The following is a 22170-nucleotide window of genomic DNA, read 5'->3' as shown; positions in this document are numbered from 1 at the left end:
AGTGGCGCTCCCCGAACCTTGTCGGAGTCTGCCCAACTACGGTCAATAGACATTATTTAGTTGTTATTGATTGGGGAGCTCTGCCCACTTGGGCTCACGCTTCTGCATAAATGCCATCGTGCCTTCCGCCCCCTCCGGCCCGCGGATGGCGGCCGCGAATTTTTCAGCGGCGTCATCGAGTAAACCGGCCATGGCTTCATGTCCCACCCGATGCAGCAGGGCCTTGGTTTCTGCCGTGGCATCGGGGGCGCACAGGCGTACCCGTTCCAGAGCCTGGTTCAGCATGTCGCTTAGCTGTTCTTCGGATTCCGCAACCTGGTGAACGATGCCGAGTTTGCAGGCTTCCGTTGCGTCGATTCTCAAACCTAGCAGCGCCAATCGACGGGCCTGGGTCAGGCCGATGCGTTCGACAACGAACGGGGCGATCTGGGCCGGGATGACGCCGAGGGTGGTTTCCGGCATACCGAATTTGGCAGTCGGGCCGGCGATGGCGAGGTCGGAGACACAGGCCAGGCCGAAGCCGCCGCCCATGACGGCGCCTTCGGTGATGGCAATGACGACTTTGGAGGATTCGTTGACTTGTTGAATCATCTGGCCGAAGGCGCGGTTGAGTTTGTAGAACGGGTCGTCGCGGCCTTCGCCGGCTTTCTGGCCCCGGGCGCCGGCCATGTCTTTGATATCGCCGCCGGCGCAGAAGTGTCCACCTGCGCCGCGGATGACGGCTGCGCGAATGCTGGTGTCGTTCTCGATCTCGCTGAAGATTGTGGACAGTTCAGCCACCATTTGCAGGCTCATGGCGTTACGGACGTCGGGGCGGTTGATGGTGATGAACAGGGTGCGGCCCTGTTTTTCGAGAATCAGGGTTTCGCAATGTGGTAGCTGCTGTTCCATAAAAGGACTCCACGTAAAATGTTCGGGGCCATGAGGCGGGGATCCCTTTTCGGGACCGTTGAGGGCCATGGACGGCCCGAAACGAGCCCACATGGATGTGCTTGTAGGCGTGTCCCGAAAAGGGATCCCCGCCTCATGGCCCTCCATCAAGCCCTGCCTGCCCACAAGGCCTTGCACAACGTCAGTCGCGTTTCTTGCCAGGCAAGGTGCCCATCAGCTTGCAGATGATGCCCAGCATGATTTCGTCGGCACCGCCGCCGATGGAGACCAACCGCACATCGCGGTAAGCCCGTGACAGGGGGTTGTCCCACATGTAACCGTTGCCGCCCCAGAACTGCAGGCAAGCGTCGGTTACTTCGCGACCCAGACGCCCGGCCTTCAGTTTCGCCATCGACGCCAGCTTGGTGACATCTTTGCCCTCAACGTGCAGCTCACAGGCCTGATAGGTCAGCGCGCGCAGCGCTTCGATTTCGGTCTGTAACTCCGCCAGGCGGAAATGAATGTACTGGTTGTCGATCAGCGGCTGGCCAAAGGTCTTGCGCTCGCGGCAGTATTCAATGGTCTGCGTGACACAGTTTTCCAGGGCCTTGATTACGTTGGCGGCCCCCCACATGCGCTCCTCCTGGAACTGCAGCATCTGCATCATAAAGCCGGTGCCTTCTGCGCCGATGCGGTTGCGTTGGGGAATTCGCACGTCGTCCAGAAACACCTGGGCGGTTTCTGACGAACGCATACCCAGCTTGTTCAGGTGCGGGCTGAAAGTGATGCCCGGTGTGTTCATGGGCACGATCATCAGGGTTTTATTCTTGTGGGGTTTGTCGTCGCTGGTGTTGGCCAGCAGACACATGAAATCCGCTTTCGGGGAGTTGGTGATCCACATCTTGGAGCCGTTGATGACGTAGTCATCGCCGTCTTTCTTAGCCGTGGTTTTCAGGCCGGCCACATCGGAGCCTGCGCCCACTTCACTCACACCGATACAGCCCACCATATCGCCGGCAATAGCCGGGGCCAGGAAGTCCCGTTTCAGTTCATCGGAACCGAAGCGCGCAATCGCGGGAGTGCACATGTCAGTCTGTACGCCCACGGCCAGCGGAACACCGCCGCACTTGGCCATGCCCAGTTCTTCAGCAGCCACGAGGTTGTAGCTGTAATCCAGACCCATGCCGCCGTATTCCTCCGGCTTCTGAATGCCCAGCAGGCCCAGGTTGCCGAGTTTCTTGAACAGGTCGTGAATGGGAAACTCGCCGGCTTCCTCCCATTCATCGCAGTGCGGATTGATTTCCTTTTCGACGAAATCACGGACGGTCTTTCTGAGGGCTTCGTGTTCGGCTGTGAATTTCATTGTTGTTCTCCCGGTAAATCAGTGTGGAAATCAGAAACGGGCGACGCCGTAAACGTTGGGTCGCAGTGGTCGTTGTTCGGCTTCACGGCAAACGGAAAGCACCATGGCCAGGACACGGCGGGTATCCCTCGGATCGATCAGGCCGTCGTCCCAGAGTCTGGCAGTGCCGTAGAGGGCGGTGGAGCCGTCTTCCAGCTTTTTGGCGGTCGCCTGTTCCAGGAACGACAGGGTCTTTTCGTCCGGCTCGATACCGCTTTTGCGTTGTTTTTCTTCAGCCACGATGCGCATCACCTTGCCGGCCTGGGCGGGGCCCATGACGGCGGTGCGGCTGTTGGGCCAGGCGAAGATGAATCTCGGGTCCAGGCCCCGGCCGCACATGGCGTAGTTGCCGGCGCCGTAGGAACCGCCCACCACCACGGCGAGTTTTGGTACCCGGCAGTTCGCCACGGCCTGAATCATCTTCGACCCGTGTTTGATGATGCCGTTCTGTTCGGAGTGGGTACCGACCATGAATCCGGTGGTGTTATGCAGAAACAGGATAGGCGTGCCTGCCTGATCGCAAAGCTGGATAAACTGGGCAGCCTTGGTGGAGCCGGCAGGGGTGATCGGGCCATTGTTGCCGATAATACCTACACTGTGGCCGTGAATCCGGATGGTGCCGCACACCGTCTGGCTGTCGTAATCGTTCTTGAAATCCAGGAACCGGGAGCCGTCGGCGATGCGGGCGAGGATCTCGCGCACGTCGTAGGGTTTCTTGGCGTCGGAAGGAATCACACCCAGTAGCTCTTCAGCCGGATACAGCGGCTCATCCCACTGTGGTTCCTGGCGTAGTGGCAGATTTTCGTTCCAGGGCAGGGCGCCCAGAATCTCCCGGGCCTGGCGGATGCCATCCGCATCGTCTTCCGCCAGGTATTCGGCGGTGCCGGCAACGGTGGCGTGCATTTCTGCTCCACCCAGTTCCTCATCGGTGGCGACCTCACCGGTCGCGGCTTTTAAAAGCGGCGGGCCGGCCAGGAACATCTTCGCCTGCTCGCGTACGGTAATTACGTAATCCGACAGGCCCGGCTGATAGGCCCCGCCGGCAGTGGCGTTGCCATGGACGACGGTTACCTGTGGAATACCGGCTGCAGACATCCGGGCCTGGTTCGCAAAGCCCCGGGCGCCCAGCACGAAGATATCGGTGGCATAGTTCAGGTTTGCGCCGCCGGATTCTGACAGCGATACCACCGGCAATTTGTTCTCCATGGCGATCTGCTGCAGTCGCAGGGTTTTGTCCAGACCGGCGGGAGTAATGGTTCCGCCCTTGATGGCACTGTTGCTTGCGACCACCAGACAGCGTACTCCGGCTACTCTGCCGATGCCGGCAATAATCCCGCCTCCGGCCATGGAACCGTCTTTGTCATCATGCATTTTGTAACCGGCCAGGGAGCACAGCTCCAGAAACTCACTGCCACGATCCAGCAACCGATTGATGCGATCCCGCGGTAGCAGCTTGCCTCGCTTGGTAAACTTCTCCCGGGCCGATTCCGCCAGGTCCAGAACCTTTTGCTCCACATCCCGGAAAGTCGAGATATGCGCTTCCATGGCCTCGATATTGGCCCGGAACTCGTCGGACTGGGGGCTTATTGTTGTTTCCAGTACCTGCATGGGAAATCCTCAGTCGTCACTCAACACTTTCGGCGTTACCGCCCGATGGAAACCGTTGTAGGGCTCGTTATTCTTCGCCTTCGGCATCGGCCACACACGCCCACCCTGGGACGCCGCGCCGTCAATCCGCAGACAATCACCACTGATAAACGCCGCGCCCGGGCTAAGCAGGAAACAGATCGCCGAACTCACCTCTGATTCTGTACCCATCCGCTTGATCGGCACCGCATCCGCCAGGCTGCGAATCCACGACTTCATGTGGGCCGGGTAGTTGTCCATCCCGCTGGACGCAATCCACCCCGGCGCCACCGCATTCACCCGAACCCCGGACGGCGCCCATTCGACCGCGGCTGTCTGGGTGAAATTCACCATACCGGCCCGTGCGGCCCCTGAGTGGCCCATGCCAGGCATACCACCCCACATATCCGCCACAATGTTCACAATCGAACCGCCGGTTTTACTCAAGGCCTGGGTATAGGCCTCCCGGGAAATCAGAAAACCGCCGGTCAGATTCGTGCGCACCACGGTTTCCCAACCCTTCTGGTTAATGCCTGTTAACGGAGACGCAAACTGCCCGCCGGCATTGTTCACCACCCCGTTCAGACCGCCGTGGGTCTCAATAATGGCCTTCACCGTGGCCTTGACCGACTCCTCCTCGCGAATATCGCAGGCATGGGCGCTGGCAATACCACCGTCTTCCTCAATTTCGGCCTTAACCGCGTCTACCTTCTCCTGCTTACGACCGACCAGCGCAACCCGGGCACCGAGCGCCGCCAGTTCGTGAGCCGTGCAGCGGCCAATCCCCGAACCGCCACCGGTGACAATAAAAACCTGGCCTTCAAACAAGCCCGGGCGAAGAACAGACTGATAACTCATACAAAATTCCCTATTCCAATCCAAAGAATCCACGAAAAACGTTCGGGCGCTCCGCCGGGGTACAGCCTTCCGGGACTGTGCGCAGCAGGGAAGCTGCGCTCAAGCCTACACGGACGTATTTACGGCGTGTCCCGGAAGGCTGTACCCCGGTGGGGCGCTTGCACCCAAGCTCAGGGAAGTAATGCCCTGTCGGGGCTCTTGCCCCAGAACCGGGGTTAATAAATTCATTGAGGAACCAGATTCGAAGGCACAGGCACTGGAAGCTCCAGCAACTGCTGAGCAAACGCCTTACCCTGCGGATCAATTCGAAGCGACGCCACACCGCCGCCACCTAGACTGTGCTCCAGCAAGAAATTGAACGCATGCAACCCAGGCATAGACCAGCGAGTCACCTTGCCGGACTCAGGATTCAGCGTATGAGCCATCCACTCGGCCACCGCCTGTTCCGTTAACGCAGCCTCAATATAAGGAACATACTCTCGATCCCGCGCGATCACCCCGATATTGCTGTGATCGCCCTTATCCCCGGACCGCGCCCAAGCCAGCTTGAGCAGCGGCACTGTGGTATCCGTTGCCACCTCCATCCGGGACTCCGGCTCAGCCGCGAGATCGCCCGGATTGAAACCACCTTCGGTCGCTACCTCCACCTCAGACTTCTCACCAGCCAGATCCACCGAAACCGCTACCTCCGATTTCGGTACCAGACAGGAATACAAACGAATCTTCGGCCACACGGTTGGCCGACCGCCGACAATACCGGTGATGCCAGGCGCCATACCGGTAGCGGCCTGGGCAATTTCCCTGGAAAACAGCACCAGGGCTTCTTTCTTCGGATGGGCGGTGGCAATCTTCACCACCACTTCCCGGCATTGGTCGCCCTTGCCATGGGGGCCATAGGTAGTCTCGGTGCCCAGCAATTCGATACTGGTTTCGGAATAATCCGGCAGGCCGCGCTCGGCAAACATCGCTGACGTCCTGGCCAGAATAGCCTGCGCCACTCGTTGTGCTTTGGCGCGGGCATCAAGGCCGGCCAGCAGGAACGTCACTGTGCACTTGAATCCATCTGGCCAGGTGCCTGACACCTTGTAGCTGTCTGTCGGCGGGCGTCCCCTGGCACCGGACACCCGGACCTGGTCCTTGTCGATTTCCTCCAGTGTCACCTGAGTGAAATCGCAGGTTACATCTGGCAGCAGGTAAGCCCGTGGGTCGCCAATCTCATACACCAGCTGCTCGCCCACAGTGCCCCTGCTGACCATGCCGCCGGTGCCCTCGGGCTTGGTCATCACAAAATCGCCAGAGGCGCTGACCTCGGCGATGGGAAAGCCCATATTGGCGTAGCCATCAGCCACCTGTTCCCAGTCGGTGAAATTACCGCCGGTAGACTGTGCGCCGCATTCCAGCAAATGCCCGGCCAGGCTGCCCTGGGCCAGTTTGTCGTAGTCGTTCCAGCGCCAGCCGAATTCATGCACCAGCGGCGCCAGCACCAGCGCACTGTCTGCGACACGGCCGGTGATAATGATGTCGGCACCCTGTTCCAGGGCCGCCACCAGGCCGGGCGCACCCAGATAGGCGTTCAGGCTCACCATCATGGCGGGGAAGGGCTGACCGGTGGTCATTTCAGTAATGCCGGCATCGCCCAGCTTTTTCTTTTTCATCAACAGATCATCGCCGAGCACCAGCGCAATCTTCAGATCGACGCCGGCCTTTTCACACAGGGCCTGCAGAGCATCGCGGCAAGCCACCGGGTTTACTCCACCGGCATTGGCCAGAACCCGGATGCCTTTATCCTTTATCTCGCCGAGCAGAGGCGCCATCACCGTCTGCACAAAATCCCGGGCGTAGCCCTGAGTCGGGTCTTTCATCTTCTGGCCGGCCATGATCGACATGGTGATCTCGGCCAGGTAATCGGCGACCAGGTAATCAATATTGCCCTGGCGTACCAGTTGGGCAGCGGCGGTTTCGGTATCGCCCCAGAAAGCGGCGGAGCAACCGATACGGATGGTTTTGTTGGCGTCTGACATGTTCTTGGCCTTGTTCTGATACCCGCACTGGCGAGAGGTTATCCAACGATCGAAACGACAATACCAAGCAAGCGCTTGGTTTGTAAACAGGCAAATCTCGGGTAGAATAAAAAGTCCCAGCAAGACAACCGGATGGCCTTTGTGAACCAGAACCCAATCCTGCAATCCCTCATTGCCGAGCAACTTGTGTCTGATCCCTCCAGCGCCCGCGGGCGCCTGTTAAACGAAGCAGCAAGACTGTTCAGGGATAAAGGCTACGAGCGCACGACGGTGCGGGATCTGGCGGCGGCTGTGGGTATTCAGTCAGGGAGCTTGTTCCACCATTTCCGCACCAAGGAGGAAATTCTCAAGGCGGTGATGGTCGAGACCATTCGGCTGAATACCGCCTTGATGCAGGCCGCTGCCGACCAGGCGGATTCAGCGAGAGAAAAACTGCGGGCGCTGATCAGGGCAGAACTGGAGTCGATTAACGGCCAGACCGGAGAGGCCATGGCGGTGTTGGTGTATGAGTGGCGCAGTCTTTCGGAAAGCTCCCAGGCTGAAGTGCTGGAGTTGCGGGATATCTATGAAAACCTGTGGTTGTCTACGCTTCAACAGCTGTCGAAGGAACACCAGCTTGGAGCGGACCCTTTCATTACCCGAAGAATGCTGACCGGCGCCCTGAGCTGGACGGTCACCTGGTATCGCCCGGAACGGGGCGGTCTGACCCTCGATGGACTGACCGATCAGGTGATGGCAATGCTGGGTCTTGCTCAATGTTAATGTGCACAAGTCACAAAGTGGCACGCTTGTTCCGAAACGCACTACATATTTAACTCCTTGTTATAAATCAATAAATCAAAAAATTATTCGATTCATCCCGGGCCATTGGCCTGATCGGCATGCCGGTTTCGGCAATAAAGCCATTTCTGTCTGACAATATTCCTCGCATTCTTGCTCTCGTTCGAGCTCTGGCCAGAGGTAGCTGGAGCTGGTTCACGGATTGACGAGAATCAAATGTGATAAAAATTTCTCGCACTCCCTTACATACAAAAACAATGTCAGACAGGTCGAATTATGATCTCCTCAATGGTCTCTCAAGCGCGCCGGTTTTCGGCTCGTGTACGCCAGGCAATGCTGGGAAGTTCGGTACTGCTGCTGGCCGGATGTTCTGCCAACCCTATTTACACCACCACCGGCATCGTGTTGTCGAACTACTCGGAGTCCGAGGCAACTCCCTACGTTATGCAGATGTCCGATCCGGGCATGGCCTGTGCACTGGGTGAGGGCACGGATCCGCTGGTTTACTCGTTTTCGAGAGTCACTGATGCACCGGATTCAACCGGTTCCCTGCTCATGCTGCTGGCGGCGAATTGCATGGAATACCGGGCCTGGGAGGCTGAACTGGCTTATCTGCGGGCGGAATACCGTGGCGATGTTCCCGCCGCCAAGGATGCCCGGGAAGTCTCCAAAAGACTCTACGCGCGCACAGCTGAGCGCCGCTACGAAGCCTTCAAGCGTGCCATGGCCGCCTACGATTTTGACCCGGCAGCCGAACCTCTGGAATGCCCGTTCCTTTTCAGTGATCAGGACGAACTCACGTTCCTGCTCGGGCTGCTAACGGGGATGCAGGCCATTGTGAACGACTCCAACTCCGGCGCCCTGGCGGGTGTGCCCCGCAACATTGCGCCCCAGGCCGAGCGTGCCGCCCAGTGCGTGGATAATGAAAAATGGGGCGGTTTGCCCAACGCCGTTCGCGCCCTCGTCTGGTTACTGTTGCCTGACACCCGACCGGACCTGTCTCCAGACCCCTGGCAGGTGATGGAAAACAGCGCAGAGCTGAGTGTTGAGTCCGGTATCCGTGCCTCTTACGCCGTTCAGGTAGTCGCTGCGGAAACCTTTGGACGACCGCAGGTGCTGGCACAGGCCGTTTCGGAATTCGCAGAGGCTGAAGAGCGCATCGAGGTTTGGGAAGAATATCGGCTGGTGGACGAAGTGGCCCGCAGGATTGTCCAGTTCGCATCGGACAAACACTGGAGCGCCAACTACGGCCACCGCACACCACGGACCTTCTTCGGCAAGATGAGCCCGGAGCGCAATACCGAGAACGTTGAAACCATGGATCTGGAAGGCCTGCTCTGAGGCTGGCCTTTCAGTTATCTATGACTTAAAGATCAAAAACACAAGAATGACCCGGAGGTCGTCATGATTCGCAAATCCCTTGCAGCCTTGTCTCTTGCCATTGTCGCACCACTGGCATCTGCCCAGTCGGTTTCCATGTGTGTGTTTGATGTCATCGGCGCTAACGGCGACGTCTACAACATGGTCAAGGACTACGCTCTGGAAATGAAAGCCCATGGGGTCGATTTCCAACTCAAGCCCTACACTGATGAAGGCGTGGCCATTGGCGACTTCAACGCCGGCCAGTGCGATGCCGTCGCCGCGACCGACATCCGTATTCGCCCATTCAATCGTTTTACCGGAAGCATCAGTGCCGTCGGTGCCCTGCCAAGTTACGACGACCTGAAAACCCTGCTGGCCACCCTGGCACAGCCCAAGGCAGCGTCCCTCATGAAGGACGGGGGCTATGAGGTACTGGGCATTGTACCGGCGGGTGCCGGTTATCTGTTTGTGAATGATCGCAGCATTGATACAGCGGGCGAACTGGCCGGAAAGCGTATTGCCACCCTGGACTACCAGAAAGACGCCATTCACATGGTGAACTATGTAAAAGCGACGGTGGTTCCCTCTGATATCACCAACTTTGCTGGCAAGTTCAACAATGGGTCGGTCGATACTGCCTATGCGCCTGCGTTCGCCTACCAGGCTCTGGAGCTGTACAAAGGGATTGGCGATAAGGGTGGCATTGTCGACTACCCGCTTGCCCAGCTGACCATTCAGATCATTGCCCGTGATGGCGTGATCGAAGACGACACGGCCCAGAAGGCCCGGGAAGTTGCCTGGGGCATGTACCCACAGGCAATGAATCTGATTAAAAGCCAGGAAAACGGGATTCCTGACGAGCAGTGGATACGGATCCCGGAAAAGGACATCGTTGGTTACCAGGAGATGTTCCGCCAGAACCGTCTGGAAATGCGCGATGGGGTTGACGGAGCTCCCAACGTTTATCACCCGAAAATGCTGAGCCTGCTCAGCAAGATCCGATGTGCCAGCAATCCCGGCGCCTCCGAGTGTACAGCGGAAAACCGGGAATAAGCGGAGAGCCTGACCATGAACTGGCGCGCAATGACTGCAACCGGCGTAAGAACGTTGTATCCCATGCACAGACTGCATGGGATGATTCTGCTGCTGTTGCTTCTGGCCACCCTGCTGCTGGGGATGGGCAACTCGCTCCACTCCCGGTTGCTATGGGTCGGCGAGCAGGTATGGCCTAACTATTACCTGCTCAATCCGGATGCAACAGAGCCTACCTGCAACCTTTTCATGGACATTGATAAAGAGGTAGAGCGACGGGTCCAGGCCTATAAGCCAGACCCGGACGACCTGTTCAGTTCGCCGCCGGATCCCCAGGCTATCCGGCAGTCCCTGAAGAGTAACCTGGCGCTGTGCGAGCAACGCCACTTGCAGTTTGCTGAAAACCAGAAACACGCCACCTGGGCGCTCGGTGTCTACAAGGCTGTAGAGCAGGGTTTGGCCGACTTTCTGCTCGATAACATCGACCTGACCAAGTTCCTGTTTATCGGCATGTTTGCTCTGGCTGCAGCCATTGCCGCAATGGATGCCGACCACATTGCTTTGCGTCTGCCCCGCAATCGGGCGGAGTGGCGTTTAAGCCAGGGCGTGCAGTTCGTCATCAATGGCCTGATGGTGCTGTCATTGAACGCGTACATGGGCCGGCTGGCTCAGTCTCCGGGGTCTGAGGCGAACATTGTCCTGCAGTACGCCTGGGCAGGCGTGTTCGGGCTGTTCATGATCATCAATGCTTTTCGCTTCGTCTATGTGCCGGAGCGAATGAGGGCGGGCAGTCTGGCGCTGGCTTCCGGCCTTGTGGTGCCGCTGTATTGCACCATGGGCTTCATTGCCATGAGCTATTTTTTCTTTGTGGATGGCTACTCCTCCGGGCTGGCAATCTACTTCGGCATGATGTCGAACCTGTCGTCCATGTTCATCAACATCGGACTGTACGTGCTGGTGGGTATGATGCTCAAACAGACCCGGGTTCCGGAGCTGTTGCTGAATCTGGTGAAGCCCTTCAATCTGCCCGCACCCTTGCTGGCTTCGGTGATCATCTTTGCCACTGCCTTCCCGACAGCATTTACCGGAGCCTCCGGCATTTTCATTCTGGCCGTGGGCGGGGTTGTCTACGACGAGCTTCGGCGGGCCGGGGCAGGGCGTCAATTGTCACTGGCTACGACCGCCATGTCTGGCAGCCTTGGGGTGGTGCTCAATCCCTGCTTGCTGATCGTGGTGGTTGCCGCACTGAACAAGGAAGTGACCACCACCGAAATGTATGGATGGGGGTTCTGGGTGTTCATCATGTCGGCCACCCTGTTCTCCTTTGTGGTGTGCAAGACCGAAGGCAACTGGAGACCAAGGCCGGCCCCGGGTGCTTTCCGCGCGGCCGTCATGGAGCTGCGACCGTTGTTGCCCTACGCACTGACGGCAACGGCAGTGATCCTGGCCATCTGGGCGATCCTGGGGCTTCAATTCAACGAGTACAGCGCGCCTTTGATTCTGCCGCTGGTTATGCTGGCGCTGGTTGCCCTGGACGCCGGCCGGAATAGCCGTGACGAAGGCCAGAGCCGTACCAGTGCGTTTTTCTCCCGAAGCACAGCGGCTGCCAGCGATTCGGCTGTGCACATTGGCGCACTACTGGCGCTGATTGGTTTCTCTATCTGCCTGGGCGGTATTCTTGAGCGTTCTGATATTGTTCATGCCCTGTTCCCGGAGGATCTGACCAGCCCCTGGATTGCCATGCTGGTAATCGTGGTCATGCTGACGGTGATCGGGATGGTGATGGATCCGTTCGGTGCCGTCATACTGGTTTCCGCCACTATTGCCCAACCGGCCCTGCAGATTGGCATTGATCCACTGCATTTCTGGATCGTCTGCCTGGTGGCATTTGAACTTGGCTATCTCAGCCCGCCGGTTGCCCTGAATCACCTGCTGACCCGGCAGGTGGTGGGTGAAACCGAAGTGCTGGCAGCGGAACGTACCGGCACCTTCTGGCACCGCTATGAGAGATTGTTGCTGCCGCTGGTTGTGATGATTCCCACGCTTCTGCTGGTGGCCTTTGTGCCCATGCTTTTCTACGCTTTGTAAGGCCAGGAGAAGCGAAGTACTATGAAAGAACCCGCGATGCCAAGGCCCGCGGGTTTTTTCATGGGGCCCTTAAAGGTCTGACACAGGTCGATCAGGGATGTCTGGCCGTATACTCTGTGAACAGTTTCAACAAAGAATAAGAGAGACGCCGTGAGATTGTCGATTCGTGCTTTTGTTCTGGTGCCAGGGATGGCATTGCTCACCGGTTGTGGCGGTGGTTCGGGCGGCTCCGATGCCGTTTCACCGATAGCGCCGCCCAGTCCGCTTTCCGGGATTATCAGTATTGAAGCCAACAGCCGGGTTGATCAGGACACGATGGGCCAGTTGGGGCTGGATGGGGCAATCCCTGCACCCGGGACTCAGAGACTCCCCGAAAACTTCGTGCTGGCTGGCTATGTCAGTGGGAGTGGTGGAACCTATCCCGCCAATCAATCCGCTTGCCAGCCGTTGTTCTACTCGGCCGATTCCAACGATACCTACACCGTCCCGCTGGCCCCGGGCGAAACGCTTGTATTGCAGAGTTTTGGTAGCTGCCTGGGCGATCCAGAACTAGAGCTGCAGCTTGACTCACTGCCCGTGAAAACGGCGACAATTGGCAGTTCCGTCGTTCTTTCGAACTTTACGGAGGCTCGCGATTACAGGGTCAGCATTACGAACCGAAGCGCTGTACCGGCGAGGTACATCCTCGCCAAGACTGTCAGCATGACGTCGAATGGCCTCTCCTTTGAATGGCCTGATTACGAATTTGCCGAGGACCGGGCGTTGATCACAGTGGAGGGTGATCAGGACGCGCAGATGGCGCTGGCATCCATGCAGGGCATTGCCCCCAGGCATCTCGGCGGCGAGAGCTGGCTGTTAACCCGAGCGGCCCCGGCATCCCGTATTACCAATGCCAACCAACGTAAGCATGAAACCCTGAACTGGATCCGGAACCTCCGGCAAAAGCCGGGTTTTGCGCAGGTGCAGCCGGATTACCTGTTCAGCAGTCAGCAGGCAGGCACCCCCATCAACGAACCTTTCTATCCTCGTCAGTGGCACTATGGCTTGATCAACGGGCCGGCGGCATGGCAACTGGTTCATGGAGGTGGCGCAGGGGTCAATGTGGCAGTATTGGATACGGGTATCCTTCGGCTGAATTCTGGCCAATGGCACCCGGATCTGGATGCCAACATCGTTGCCGGTTGGGACTTCGTGGATAATGACAATAATCCCGCAGATCCCGGTAACAGCATTGGCGGTGACGTGTTTCATGGCACCCATGTGGCTGGCACCATCGGCGCTGTTATAAATGGAGACGGTATCGGCGGCGTCGCCTTTGGCTCAGGTATTGTCCCGGTGCGTGTGCTGGGTGAGGGCGGCACTGGCTCAGCCTCCGATCTAATTGAGGCAATCAACTGGGTGGTTAATGAGGGGCTGGTCGATGTCATCAATATGAGCCTGGGGGGATTGCCAGAGATTCCCCAGTTGGAGTCTGCGCTACAAAAAGGCGTTGAGAGGGATGTACTTTTCGTTGCCGCCGCAGGTAATTCATCAACCTCAGTAAAATCTTATCCAGCGGCTTCGCCCTACGTATTGGCTGTCAGTGCTGTGGATGGCGCCGGCAATCTGGCGGGCTACTCGAACTTTGGCAGTTGGATTGATCTCGCTGCGCCGGGCGGCGATGCCAGTCGTGATGGGAACCTGGATGGCAGCTCGGATGTGGTCTGGAGCTCCAGCGGTGAACTAACGGCGACTGGCCCGCGAGCGGGTTATCTTGGTCTTCAGGGGACCTCCATGGCGTCGCCCCATGTGGCAGGCGTTTTGGCCCTGATGAAGGAGGAGAGTCCCGATCTTAACCATGCCCAGGTAATCCGGGCGCTTAGAAATGGCCAGCTTACTGATTATAACGGTAGCCGAAGTGATGCTCTGGGTTACGGAGTGATTGACGCTGCCAAAGCAGTCTCTGCCGCCTCCAGCACTTTTGAGCAGACCGTACTCTCAGCTTCCCCGGCCGTGGTGTCGTTGAGCAGTGAGGGCCAGGACCAGCAGAGGGTTGATCTCAATGTTTTCGGCAATGATGCGATTTCCGGTGTTTCGGTCAGTTCTCTCCCGGACTGGCTTTCGGTGACTACGGATAACCTGGATTCGAGACCCTATTCACTGACTCTGGCATTACTCAGAGACCGGCTTGTGGCTGGAGAGGCGGCAAAGGGCACTATTGAAATCTCCTATTCGGTGAACAGTTCATCGGAGACTCTGTCCATTCCTGCGATTGGCCAACTAGTCAGCGATCAGGAGGCGAGAAATGCCGGTCGGCACTTTGTGTTGCTGGTGAATACCGAGCCTGATGCACGCGGGTTTTATCTGGCGGAATCCCAGGTGGTAGTGGATGCTGAGTCCGGCCAATATCCCTTCCGTTTCGAGTTTGATGATGGCGAGGAGCCGCGGCGTTTGAGTGAGGTTCGTCCGGGTGACTACTATCTGGTGGCCGGAACAGACCATGACGGAGATGGCCTCATCTGCCAACCTGGAGAAGCCTGTGCAGAATACCCGGTTGCGGGTTTGCGTGAGATCGTTTCCATTACGGATGAGTCAAGCCTGTCTGATATCCGCATGACCACCAGTTTCTCGCGTCCAACCATTTCTACCTCCAACCCTGATATCCTTCCCAGGCCCGGGTTTAAAGGTTACAGAATACTGCAGCCTGACCAGGCGCCCTCGACCAACGACGGAGTAAAAGCAGTTCAATGAAAAGGACTCTGGTTCGATCATTTATCACCTCCGCTGCGATGCTGTTTCTGACTGCGTGCAGCGCCACGGGCGGTCCCGGCGAGGGTAAGGGTGTCATGGTGCGGCAGATTACCCAGTCCGCTTATTGCGGCCTGACCGGGCCGGGGGTGGCGTTTGTGCGTTCGGAGGCCGATCGCGAAGCACTCCTGGATGTCAGTGGCCAGAACATGGCCACGGATGTGGTGCGCAAGGTTGATCTGGCCCGGGAAGCACTGGTGATGGTCACGCTTGGCCAGAAGCCAACCGCCGGTTACAGCGTCGGGCTCCAGTCTGCGCTGGCGCAAGGCGAGAGTCTGGTGCTCGACATGCGGGTGAATGAACCGGCGCCGGACATGATGGTGGCCCAGGTAATCACCTCGCCCTGTGCGGTACTTGCGATTGAGCCTCGGGGCTGGCAGCAGATTCGTGTGCAGGGCCTGACAGAGCAGCCACTGGTTCGGACGCTTGAAAACTGAAACCACTTGGCGCCGCCACAAAACAACCGTTGATCTTTCAGCCTGAATCCCTAAGCTATGGCGCAACGATCATTTGCGGAGCCATGCCATTCCTATGAGCGAGCAACAGTACAACGCCGATGCCATTGAAGTCCTGAGCGGTCTTGATCCGGTGCGCAAGCGCCCGGGCATGTATACCGACACGTCGCGGCCCAACCACCTGGCCCAGGAAGTCATTGATAACAGCGTTGACGAGGCCCTCGCCGGCCACGCCCGGCGGATTGATGTGGTGCTGCACAGCGACAATTCCCTGAGTGTGGAGGACGACGGCCGGGGCATGCCGGTCGATCTGCACAAGGAAGAAGGACTGCCCGGGGTGGAGCTTATCCTTTCCCGGTTGCACGCCGGTGGTAAATTCTCCCAGGGCAACTACAACTTCTCCGGTGGTCTGCACGGTGTGGGTGTTTCCGTGGTCAATGCCCTGTCCACGCATCTGGAAGTGACCATCAAGCGGGATGGTCAGGTGCATCGGATGACGTTCGCCAACGGTGACAAAGCCTCCGAGCTGGAAGTGGTTGATACCGTAGGCAAGCGCAACACCGGTACCCGCCTGAAGTTCACGCCCGACCCCAAATATTTTGACAGTCCCAATTTTTCGGTCAGCCGCTTGCGCCACAACCTTCGTGCCAAGGCGGTTCTTTGCCCGGGACTGACGGTGACCTTTCTGCAGGAGAAGACCGGCGAGAAAGACGAGTGGTTCTACGAGGACGGTCTTCGGGATTACCTGAGAACGGCTCTGGCCGATATTGAAGCGGTGCCGCTTGAACCCTTCACCGGCAGTTTCTCCGGCAACAAGGAAGCCGTGGACTGGGCTATCCAGTGGCTGCCAGAGGGTGGTGATGCGGTACTGGAGAGTTATGTCAACCTTATTCCCACTGCCCAGGGTGGTACCCACGTCAATGGTTTGCGCACCGGCCTGCTGGAAGCCATGCGGGAGTTTTGTGAATTCAGAAACCTGCTGCCCCGGGGGGTAAAGTTGTCGCCCGAGGACATCTGGGAACGGGTAGCCTATGTACTGTCGTTCAAGATGCAGGAGCCCCAGTTTTCCGGCCAGACCAAGGAGAGGCTGTCTTCAAGGGAAGCCGCTGCCTTCGTCTCCGGGGTGGTGAAAGATGCTTTCAGTCTGTGGCTGAACCAGCACACCGACATTGCCGAAGCCCTGGCGGAACTGTTTATCAGTAATGCCCAGCGCCGGTTGAGGGCGAGCAAAAAAGTGGCCAGAAAGAAGGTGACCTCTGGCCCGGCGTTGCCCGGCAAGCTGGCGGACTGTTCCGGCGGTGATACCGCGAGATCGGAGTTGTTCCTGGTGGAAGGTGATTCCGCCGGAGGTTCCGCCAAGCAGGCCAGGGATCGGGAATTCCAGGCAGTCATGCCGTTGCGGGGTAAAATTCTGAACACCTGGGAAGTGGACTCGGGTGAAATTCTGGCGTCCCAGGAAGTACACGATATTGCCGTTGCTATTGGTGTGGATCCTGGCTCTGACGACCTTGCCGGCCTGCGCTATAACAAGATATGCATCCTGGCCGATGCGGATTCGGACGGCCTGCACATCGCCACGCTGCTGTGCGCTTTGTTTGTGAAACACTTCCGGCCGCTGGTGGCGGCCGGGCACGTGTTCGTGGCAATGCCCCCCCTGTACCGGGTGGACCTGGGCAAGGAAACCTTCTACGCCCTGGACGAGCACGAGAAGCAGGGCATCATCGACCGCCTGGCGGCGGAAAAGCGCAAAGGCAAGATTCAGGTGACGCGCTTCAAAGGCCTGGGTGAGATGAATCCGTTGCAGCTGAGAGAAACCACCATGGCACCGGACACCCGCCGCCTGGTCATGCTCACCCTGGAAGACGGGGATGACACCGACGAGCGGATGGATATGCTGCTGGGCAAGAAGCGCGCGTCGGATCGTCGGGCCTGGCTGGAAGCCTACGGGAACATGGCCGACGTGGCAGTTTGATATTCCATAAGCTGCTATAAAAATCGATAGTTATTCTTTCTCAGAATTGCTCTGTCTCGCTATCCTGCCAGTTTTCAAATCGGAAAAGACCGAGTTATGGACTGGCAAGGATGGTTTTCCCTGGGGTTGGCGCTCACCGCCCTGTTATTGATGAGTTCAGGCCGTTTTGCGCCGCATCTGGTGATGATGGCGGTGCTGGTGGTGCTCAGTGCCGGTGGCATTATCTCTGCCGAACAGGCTCTGGCCGGGTTCAGTAACAGCGGTCTGATCACCGTGGTGGCCATGTTTGTGGTGGCCGCCGGTATTCATCATTCCGGCGGTGTGGATCTGCTGGTCAACCACCTGCTTCGCAATCCGAAATCCGTCCGCTCCGCGCAGGCGCGCATTGCCCTGCCGGTTTCCCTGCTGAGTGGCTTCCTCAACAATACACCGGTGGTTGCCACCATGATTCCCGCCGTCCATGCCTGGTCCCGGAAGATCGGTATTTCACCCTCCAAGTTGATGATTCCGCTGAGTTACTCAGCGATTCTGGGCGGCACACTGACACTGATTGGCACCAGCACCAATCTGGTTGTTAATGGTCAGTATCAGCAACTGACCGGTGAGGCCGGGTTCTCGATCTTTTCCATTACGGCGGTTGGTTTACCGGTGGCCATTATCGGTCTGGCGGTCATGCTTCTGGTCATGCCGCGGGTGCTGCCAGACCGTAAGGATCAGCAGAAGTTTGGCTCCATGAGGGAGTTCACGCTGGAAGTGGCGGTGTCCTTTGAAGGTCCGCTGGTGGGCCGGACCGTGGGTGAAGCCGGCTTACGGGAACTGGAGCGATTGTATCTGGTGGAAATCGAGCGGGATGGCAGTGTGGTCACTGCCGTCCCCTCGGAAGAACGGCTGCGTGGCGGTGATCGGCTGGTGTTTGCGGGCGATACCCAGGCGATCTCAGACCTGTTGCGCATCAATGGCATCGTGCCGTCGGTGCACGACGATGAACCCAGTCTCAGTCAGGATCGTGCCGAGCGGCGGTTAGTGGAAGCCGCTTTGTCTCCGCAATCGGATGTGCTGGGCCTGACCATCCGGGACGCAAGGTTCCGGGACCGTTACGGCGCCGTGGTGCTGGCGGTGGCCCGGGGCGGCGAGCGTGTGTCAGGCAACCTCGGCAACATTCGCCTGAAACCCGGCGATGTCCTGCTGCTGGAGGCGCGTCCGGCCTTCGTCAGCCGTCAGCGCTACAACAAGGATTTTCTGCTCATCAACGACCTGGAAACGGAAACGCCCCGACATGACCGGGCCTGGCTTTCCTGGGGTATCCTGCTTGTGTTGGTGAGCCTGGCGGCCTGCGGGGTGATGAGTATGCTCAACGCCGCCTTACTGGGAGCCGCTCTGATGATCCTGTCCGGCTGCTGCTCGGTGGGGCAGGCTCAGAAATCGGTGGATGTGCCGGTCATCCTCACCATCGCAGCGTCCTTTGCGCTGGGAGCGGCATTGGAGGAAACCGGAGCAGCGGCGTTCATGGCCGAGGGTATTCTGGCTTTCAGTGCAGGCCAGGTGTTGCTAACACTGTTTCTCGTATATTGCGCTGTGTCGTTTCTGACCGAGGTCATCACGAACAATGCCGCAGCTGTACTGGTGATTCCGGTTGTGCTGTCGATGACCGGGAGCATGGGGGTGCCTGCAGAACCCTTTGTTATTGCAGTGATGATGGCAGCCTCCGCCAGCTTCGCCACGCCATTGGGGTATCAGACCAATATGATGGTGTTTGGTCCTGGTGGCTACCGGTTTTCCGATTTCGTGAAAGTGGGGTTGCCCATGAATGTGCTGGTGGGGTTGGTAACGGTCGCGGTGATTGCGGTGGTTTACGGGTTGTGATCCGCGTTGGCAAGAATATCGCAGCAGAGTACCCGGAGTTTGCCGTCCTGACGGAAGGCCAGTGACAGGGTCACGCACATGTAGGCGCCAGTGACGCACAGATAGGGAGTGGTCACATGAATGTTCTCTGGCTGGGCCAGCGCCTGGCGGAGATACTGCTGGCGAAACCAGTCTGCACTGCTGGTGTTTTCCAGTGGTCGGAATCTTGGGTCCTGCTTTTTAACGGCGGACTCGGAAACCAGAGTGTCTTCCAGCTGAACGCCCTGATCGTCCACCAGATAGCAGCGGGAAACCGTGTGGTGGCTGAGCAGCTCAAAGCAGGCCTGATCCATGGACAGACCCTTCTGCAGGCGTTCGATCACCCGCCGGAAAGGCCCGCTGAAATGGTTGACGACCAGTTGGGTTGGATCGTGGCTAATCTGCTTGCTGCTTTTGTACTCTTCGAGCAAATCCTCGAAATTCATTGTGCTTTGGGGCAGTTCGTCCAGTTCCAGGCAGGGTCGGCGAAAGTAGAAGCCCTGTACAAAGTCGACACCGGCATCAATGGCAATCATGGCCTGATCCCGGGTTTCCACTCCTTCCAGCAACACCAGGCAGCCAGATTGATGCAGCAGGGATACCATGCCGTTCAGTATCTGCCTGGCGCGGCGATCTTCGGTTGCCCGGGTCAGCAGGGTACGGTCCAGCTTGACGATGTCCGGTGACAGATTCCAGATGCGCTCGAAATTGGAGTGCCCGGCACCAAAATCGTCAATGGCGGTCAGACACCCCAGTTTGCGGTAGTAGGCAACGGTATCCCGTAGCCGTTCAGCATCGTCGGTTGGCTGTTCAACGATTTCCATTACGATTCGATGTGGCGGCAGCCCGGTTTTCTTAAGCAATTGTCCAAAAAAGGAATCGGATTGAGAGCCGGAGGTGACCACCCTCGGGGAGACGTTCAGGAACAGCCAGTTGACCTGATCCTTGATCTCGCTGTAGTTGCGAATGTGCAGGTACCGGCAGAGTCTGTCCAGCAACAGATTTTCGGCTTCGGATGCGGGCAGCTCGAACAGGTGCAAAGGCAGAACAGCTGAATTGTCGTTATCGAAGGCCCGGATCAGGGCTTCATAACCGACGGTACGTTTGTGGGAAATGCTGTAAATCGGCTGAAGGGCGGTGCGCAGTTTGAGCCCGCGAAAATCCGCTGTCCACACCTGACCCTGCTGATTAAGCATGGGGGAAAGCAGGTCTACTTCCGGCGCGGGTAGCGAATCGGGAAGATTGTGGGACATAGGCAGGTCTGTACCCTTCAACGAATACATTGGCGCAGTACTGAAGTACACGCCAATCTGTTAGCCACTGTGCCTGTGTCCCTGGCACGGACGCCTGAAATTCAGGCGTTACCTCATCAATTCGTCGAAGGTTGCCAAAAAACAAGAACCATTACCACTACTTAATGCATAAAAGACGAAACAGTTTGTATCTTTCAGGCATTAAAACGGTGGTAAAGAAAACCCGGCAGTAGCCGGGTCTGTATCAAATCAGTTGTTGCTGGGTACTACCACAGACTCGTCAAATTCAAGTTCCATGTCGTTTCCTCTCGGTCACTGAGGCCCCGGACGGGGCGGATTAAAAGTATGGTTAAAGTTTATCGCTGTCATAATTTTCAACAATCCGTAAAACCGCATACGACCAAAGTGGTTGCTGTCAAGTGTTTGCGGATCGTGGATGCTATGGTCAGAAAATCTGATGCAGGCCAGCAAAACATTTTGATTTTGGTCAGCTCTCTGTCCTTCTAGACTATGCTGATCTTATCTGGAGGACGTGGAAAAGCCGTTTGGGTCCACATCAGCAACGGAGGCGATTGTTTTTATGCAGGCAAAGAATTCAGAAGACGCATACGGGTGGGTGGCAATCCTGCTGCATTGGCTGGTGGCCGTCACCATTATCGGCCTGTTTGCCCTGGGCTTCTGGATGGTCGATCTCTCTTATTATGATCCCTGGTACCGACAGGGGCCGGACATCCACCGCAGCGTGGGTATTCTCCTGTTCATGGCGATGGTGCTCAGACTGGTCTGGCGGCTGTTAAGCCCGCCGCCCAGGCCTATGCCCAATCACCAGCGCTGGGAGGTGGTTTCTGCTCACCTGGCGCATGTGGCGCTGTATCTGTTGATCTTTGTCGCCATGATCAGTGGCTATCTGATTTCAACGGCTGACGGCTCTGCGATCCATGTGTTCGGCTGGTTTCAGGTGCCATCGGTGACAGGCCAGGTGAAAGGCCTCGAAGATACGGCGGGAGCCATCCATTACTGGAGCACCTGGGCGATTGTCGTCCTGGCCGGCGTTCATGCGCTGGGGGCGTTGAAGCATCACTTGATCGACCGGGACAGTACGCTTCGCAGAATGCTTGGGTTGGCCTGATAGTTCCGGGACAGCTAACTCTCTTAACTCAACGCAAAACAGACTCAAAAGGAGTGAATAATGAAGAAGATTCTTCTGGCTTCAGCCATTTCAGCCGCGATGGTTGCCTCTGTGCAGGCAAACGAGCACAGCGGTACTTACGTCTTCGATACCCAGGGCACGCACCAGTTCGTAACCTTCAAGATTTCCCATCTGGGCTACAGCTGGCTGTACGGTCGATTCAACGATTTTGATGGTGAGTTCACCTACGATGCGGACAATCCCGAAAACAGCTCTGTATCAGTAACGATCGATACCTCCAGCGTTGACAGCAACCATGCCGAGCGCGACAAGCATTTGCGCAGCGAAGACTTCCTGTACGTGAGTGAGTTCCCGGAAGCGACGTTCAAGAGCAAGCGTGTGGTGGTTGACGAGGCCGGTGAGGCGGACATCATTGGTGATCTGACTCTGCGTGGCGTTACCCGGGAAATCACCCTGGATGCTGAGCTGGTTGGCCACGGTGAAGACCCCTGGGGAGGCTATCGCATGGGTTTTGAGGCTGAAACCGAGTTGCGCCTGAAGGATTTCGGCATTCCCATGGATCTTGGCAAAGCCTCCGAAACCGTGGAAATCGAAATCTCGGTAGAAGGCATTCGCCAGTAATCGGATCCTTCC

16 protein-coding genes are annotated in these 22170 nt (G+C 57.7%); 10 read left to right on the top strand and 6 right to left on the bottom strand.

Features of this window, described 5'->3' with window-relative positions; genetic code table 11:
* Window positions 1–63: 63 nt before the first annotated feature.
* From Q675_RS27705 to Q675_RS27685, 5 genes are all read right to left on the bottom strand, one after another.
* A complete protein-coding gene (locus Q675_RS27705) occupies window positions 64–891 on the bottom strand; it encodes an enoyl-CoA hydratase/isomerase family protein (RefSeq protein WP_023011145.1) in 828 nt (275 codons plus the stop codon).
* Between the two features lie 181 nt (window positions 892–1072).
* Window positions 1073–2233 (bottom strand): citronellyl-CoA dehydrogenase, encoded by a 1161-nt coding sequence (atuD, locus tag Q675_RS27700; protein WP_014422173.1) that lies wholly within the window; start codon window positions 2231–2233, stop codon window positions 1073–1075.
* A 30-nt stretch (window positions 2234–2263) separates the two neighbouring features.
* The gene (locus Q675_RS27695) at window positions 2264–3880 is read right to left on the bottom strand and encodes an acyl-CoA carboxylase subunit beta (RefSeq protein WP_011786248.1); all 1617 of its coding nucleotides are present in this window, start codon (window positions 3878–3880) and stop codon (window positions 2264–2266) included.
* Window positions 3881–3889: 9 nt separating this feature from the next.
* On the bottom strand, window positions 3890–4756 hold the full coding sequence (locus tag Q675_RS27690) for an SDR family oxidoreductase (RefSeq protein WP_011786247.1): 867 nt from the start codon (window positions 4754–4756) through the stop codon (window positions 3890–3892).
* 224 nt (window positions 4757–4980) lie between these two features.
* Window positions 4981–6777: an acyclic terpene utilization AtuA family protein gene (locus Q675_RS27685; RefSeq protein ID WP_022991430.1), complete on the bottom strand. Its 1797-nt coding sequence runs from the start codon at window positions 6775–6777 to the stop codon at window positions 4981–4983.
* A gap of 132 nt (window positions 6778–6909) precedes the next feature.
* Between Q675_RS27685 and Q675_RS27680 the strand changes: the two genes are divergently transcribed.
* From Q675_RS27680 to Q675_RS27645, 8 genes are all read left to right on the top strand, one after another.
* Window positions 6910–7539, top strand: coding sequence for a TetR/AcrR family transcriptional regulator (locus Q675_RS27680; protein ID WP_011786245.1), 630 nt, complete (start codon window positions 6910–6912; stop codon window positions 7537–7539).
* 294 nt (window positions 7540–7833) lie between these two features.
* Window positions 7834–8898 (top strand): hypothetical protein, encoded by a 1065-nt coding sequence (locus Q675_RS27675; RefSeq protein WP_031211320.1) that lies wholly within the window; start codon window positions 7834–7836, stop codon window positions 8896–8898.
* A 63-nt stretch (window positions 8899–8961) separates the two neighbouring features.
* A complete protein-coding gene (locus Q675_RS27670; protein ID WP_022991428.1) occupies window positions 8962–9972 on the top strand; it encodes a putative solute-binding protein in 1011 nt (336 codons plus the stop codon).
* Between the two features lie 15 nt (window positions 9973–9987).
* Complete coding sequence (locus tag Q675_RS27665; RefSeq protein ID WP_031211319.1) at window positions 9988–12039, top strand: TRAP transporter large permease subunit; 2052 nt, start codon at window positions 9988–9990, stop codon at window positions 12037–12039.
* A 150-nt stretch (window positions 12040–12189) separates the two neighbouring features.
* Entirely contained in the window at window positions 12190–14769 is a 2580-nt protein-coding gene (locus tag Q675_RS27660; RefSeq protein WP_031211317.1) for a S8 family serine peptidase, read from the top strand.
* On the top strand, window positions 14766–15263 hold the full coding sequence (locus Q675_RS27655) for a protease complex subunit PrcB family protein (RefSeq protein WP_023011142.1): 498 nt from the start codon (window positions 14766–14768) through the stop codon (window positions 15261–15263). The genes Q675_RS27660 and Q675_RS27655 overlap by 4 nt, the downstream gene beginning before the upstream one ends.
* 94 nt (window positions 15264–15357) lie before the next feature.
* The gene (parE, locus tag Q675_RS27650; protein WP_022991424.1) at window positions 15358–17253 is read left to right on the top strand and encodes a DNA topoisomerase IV subunit B; all 1896 of its coding nucleotides are present in this window, start codon (window positions 15358–15360) and stop codon (window positions 17251–17253) included.
* 96 nt (window positions 17254–17349) lie between these two features.
* On the top strand, window positions 17350–19116 hold the full coding sequence (locus Q675_RS27645; protein ID WP_022991423.1) for an SLC13 family permease: 1767 nt from the start codon (window positions 17350–17352) through the stop codon (window positions 19114–19116).
* Here Q675_RS27645 and Q675_RS27640 read toward each other — a convergent pair.
* Window positions 19104–20387 carry an EAL domain-containing protein gene (locus Q675_RS27640; protein WP_031210197.1) on the bottom strand — a complete coding sequence of 428 codons (1284 nt, stop codon included), beginning with the start codon at window positions 20385–20387 and terminating at the stop codon, window positions 19104–19106. The two genes, Q675_RS27645 and Q675_RS27640, sit on opposite strands and share 13 nt — an antisense overlap.
* A 580-nt stretch (window positions 20388–20967) precedes the next feature.
* Here Q675_RS27640 and Q675_RS27635 point away from each other — a divergent pair.
* Together Q675_RS27635 and Q675_RS27630 are read left to right on the top strand one after the other, a co-directional pair.
* Window positions 20968–21516 carry a cytochrome b gene (locus tag Q675_RS27635; protein ID WP_023011141.1) on the top strand — a complete coding sequence of 183 codons (549 nt, stop codon included), beginning with the start codon at window positions 20968–20970 and terminating at the stop codon, window positions 21514–21516.
* Window positions 21517–21576: 60 nt separating this feature from the next.
* Window positions 21577–22158 (top strand): YceI family protein, encoded by a 582-nt coding sequence (locus Q675_RS27630; protein WP_023011140.1) that lies wholly within the window; start codon window positions 21577–21579, stop codon window positions 22156–22158.
* Window positions 22159–22170: the final 12 nt, after the last annotated feature.

Source organism: Marinobacter sp. EN3 (genome assembly GCF_000475315.1).
Lineage (GTDB): Bacteria > Pseudomonadota > Gammaproteobacteria > Pseudomonadales > Oleiphilaceae > Marinobacter > Marinobacter nauticus.
Note: the sequence above shows the minus strand (reverse complement) of the source record. Positions and strands in the feature narration are given on the sequence as shown.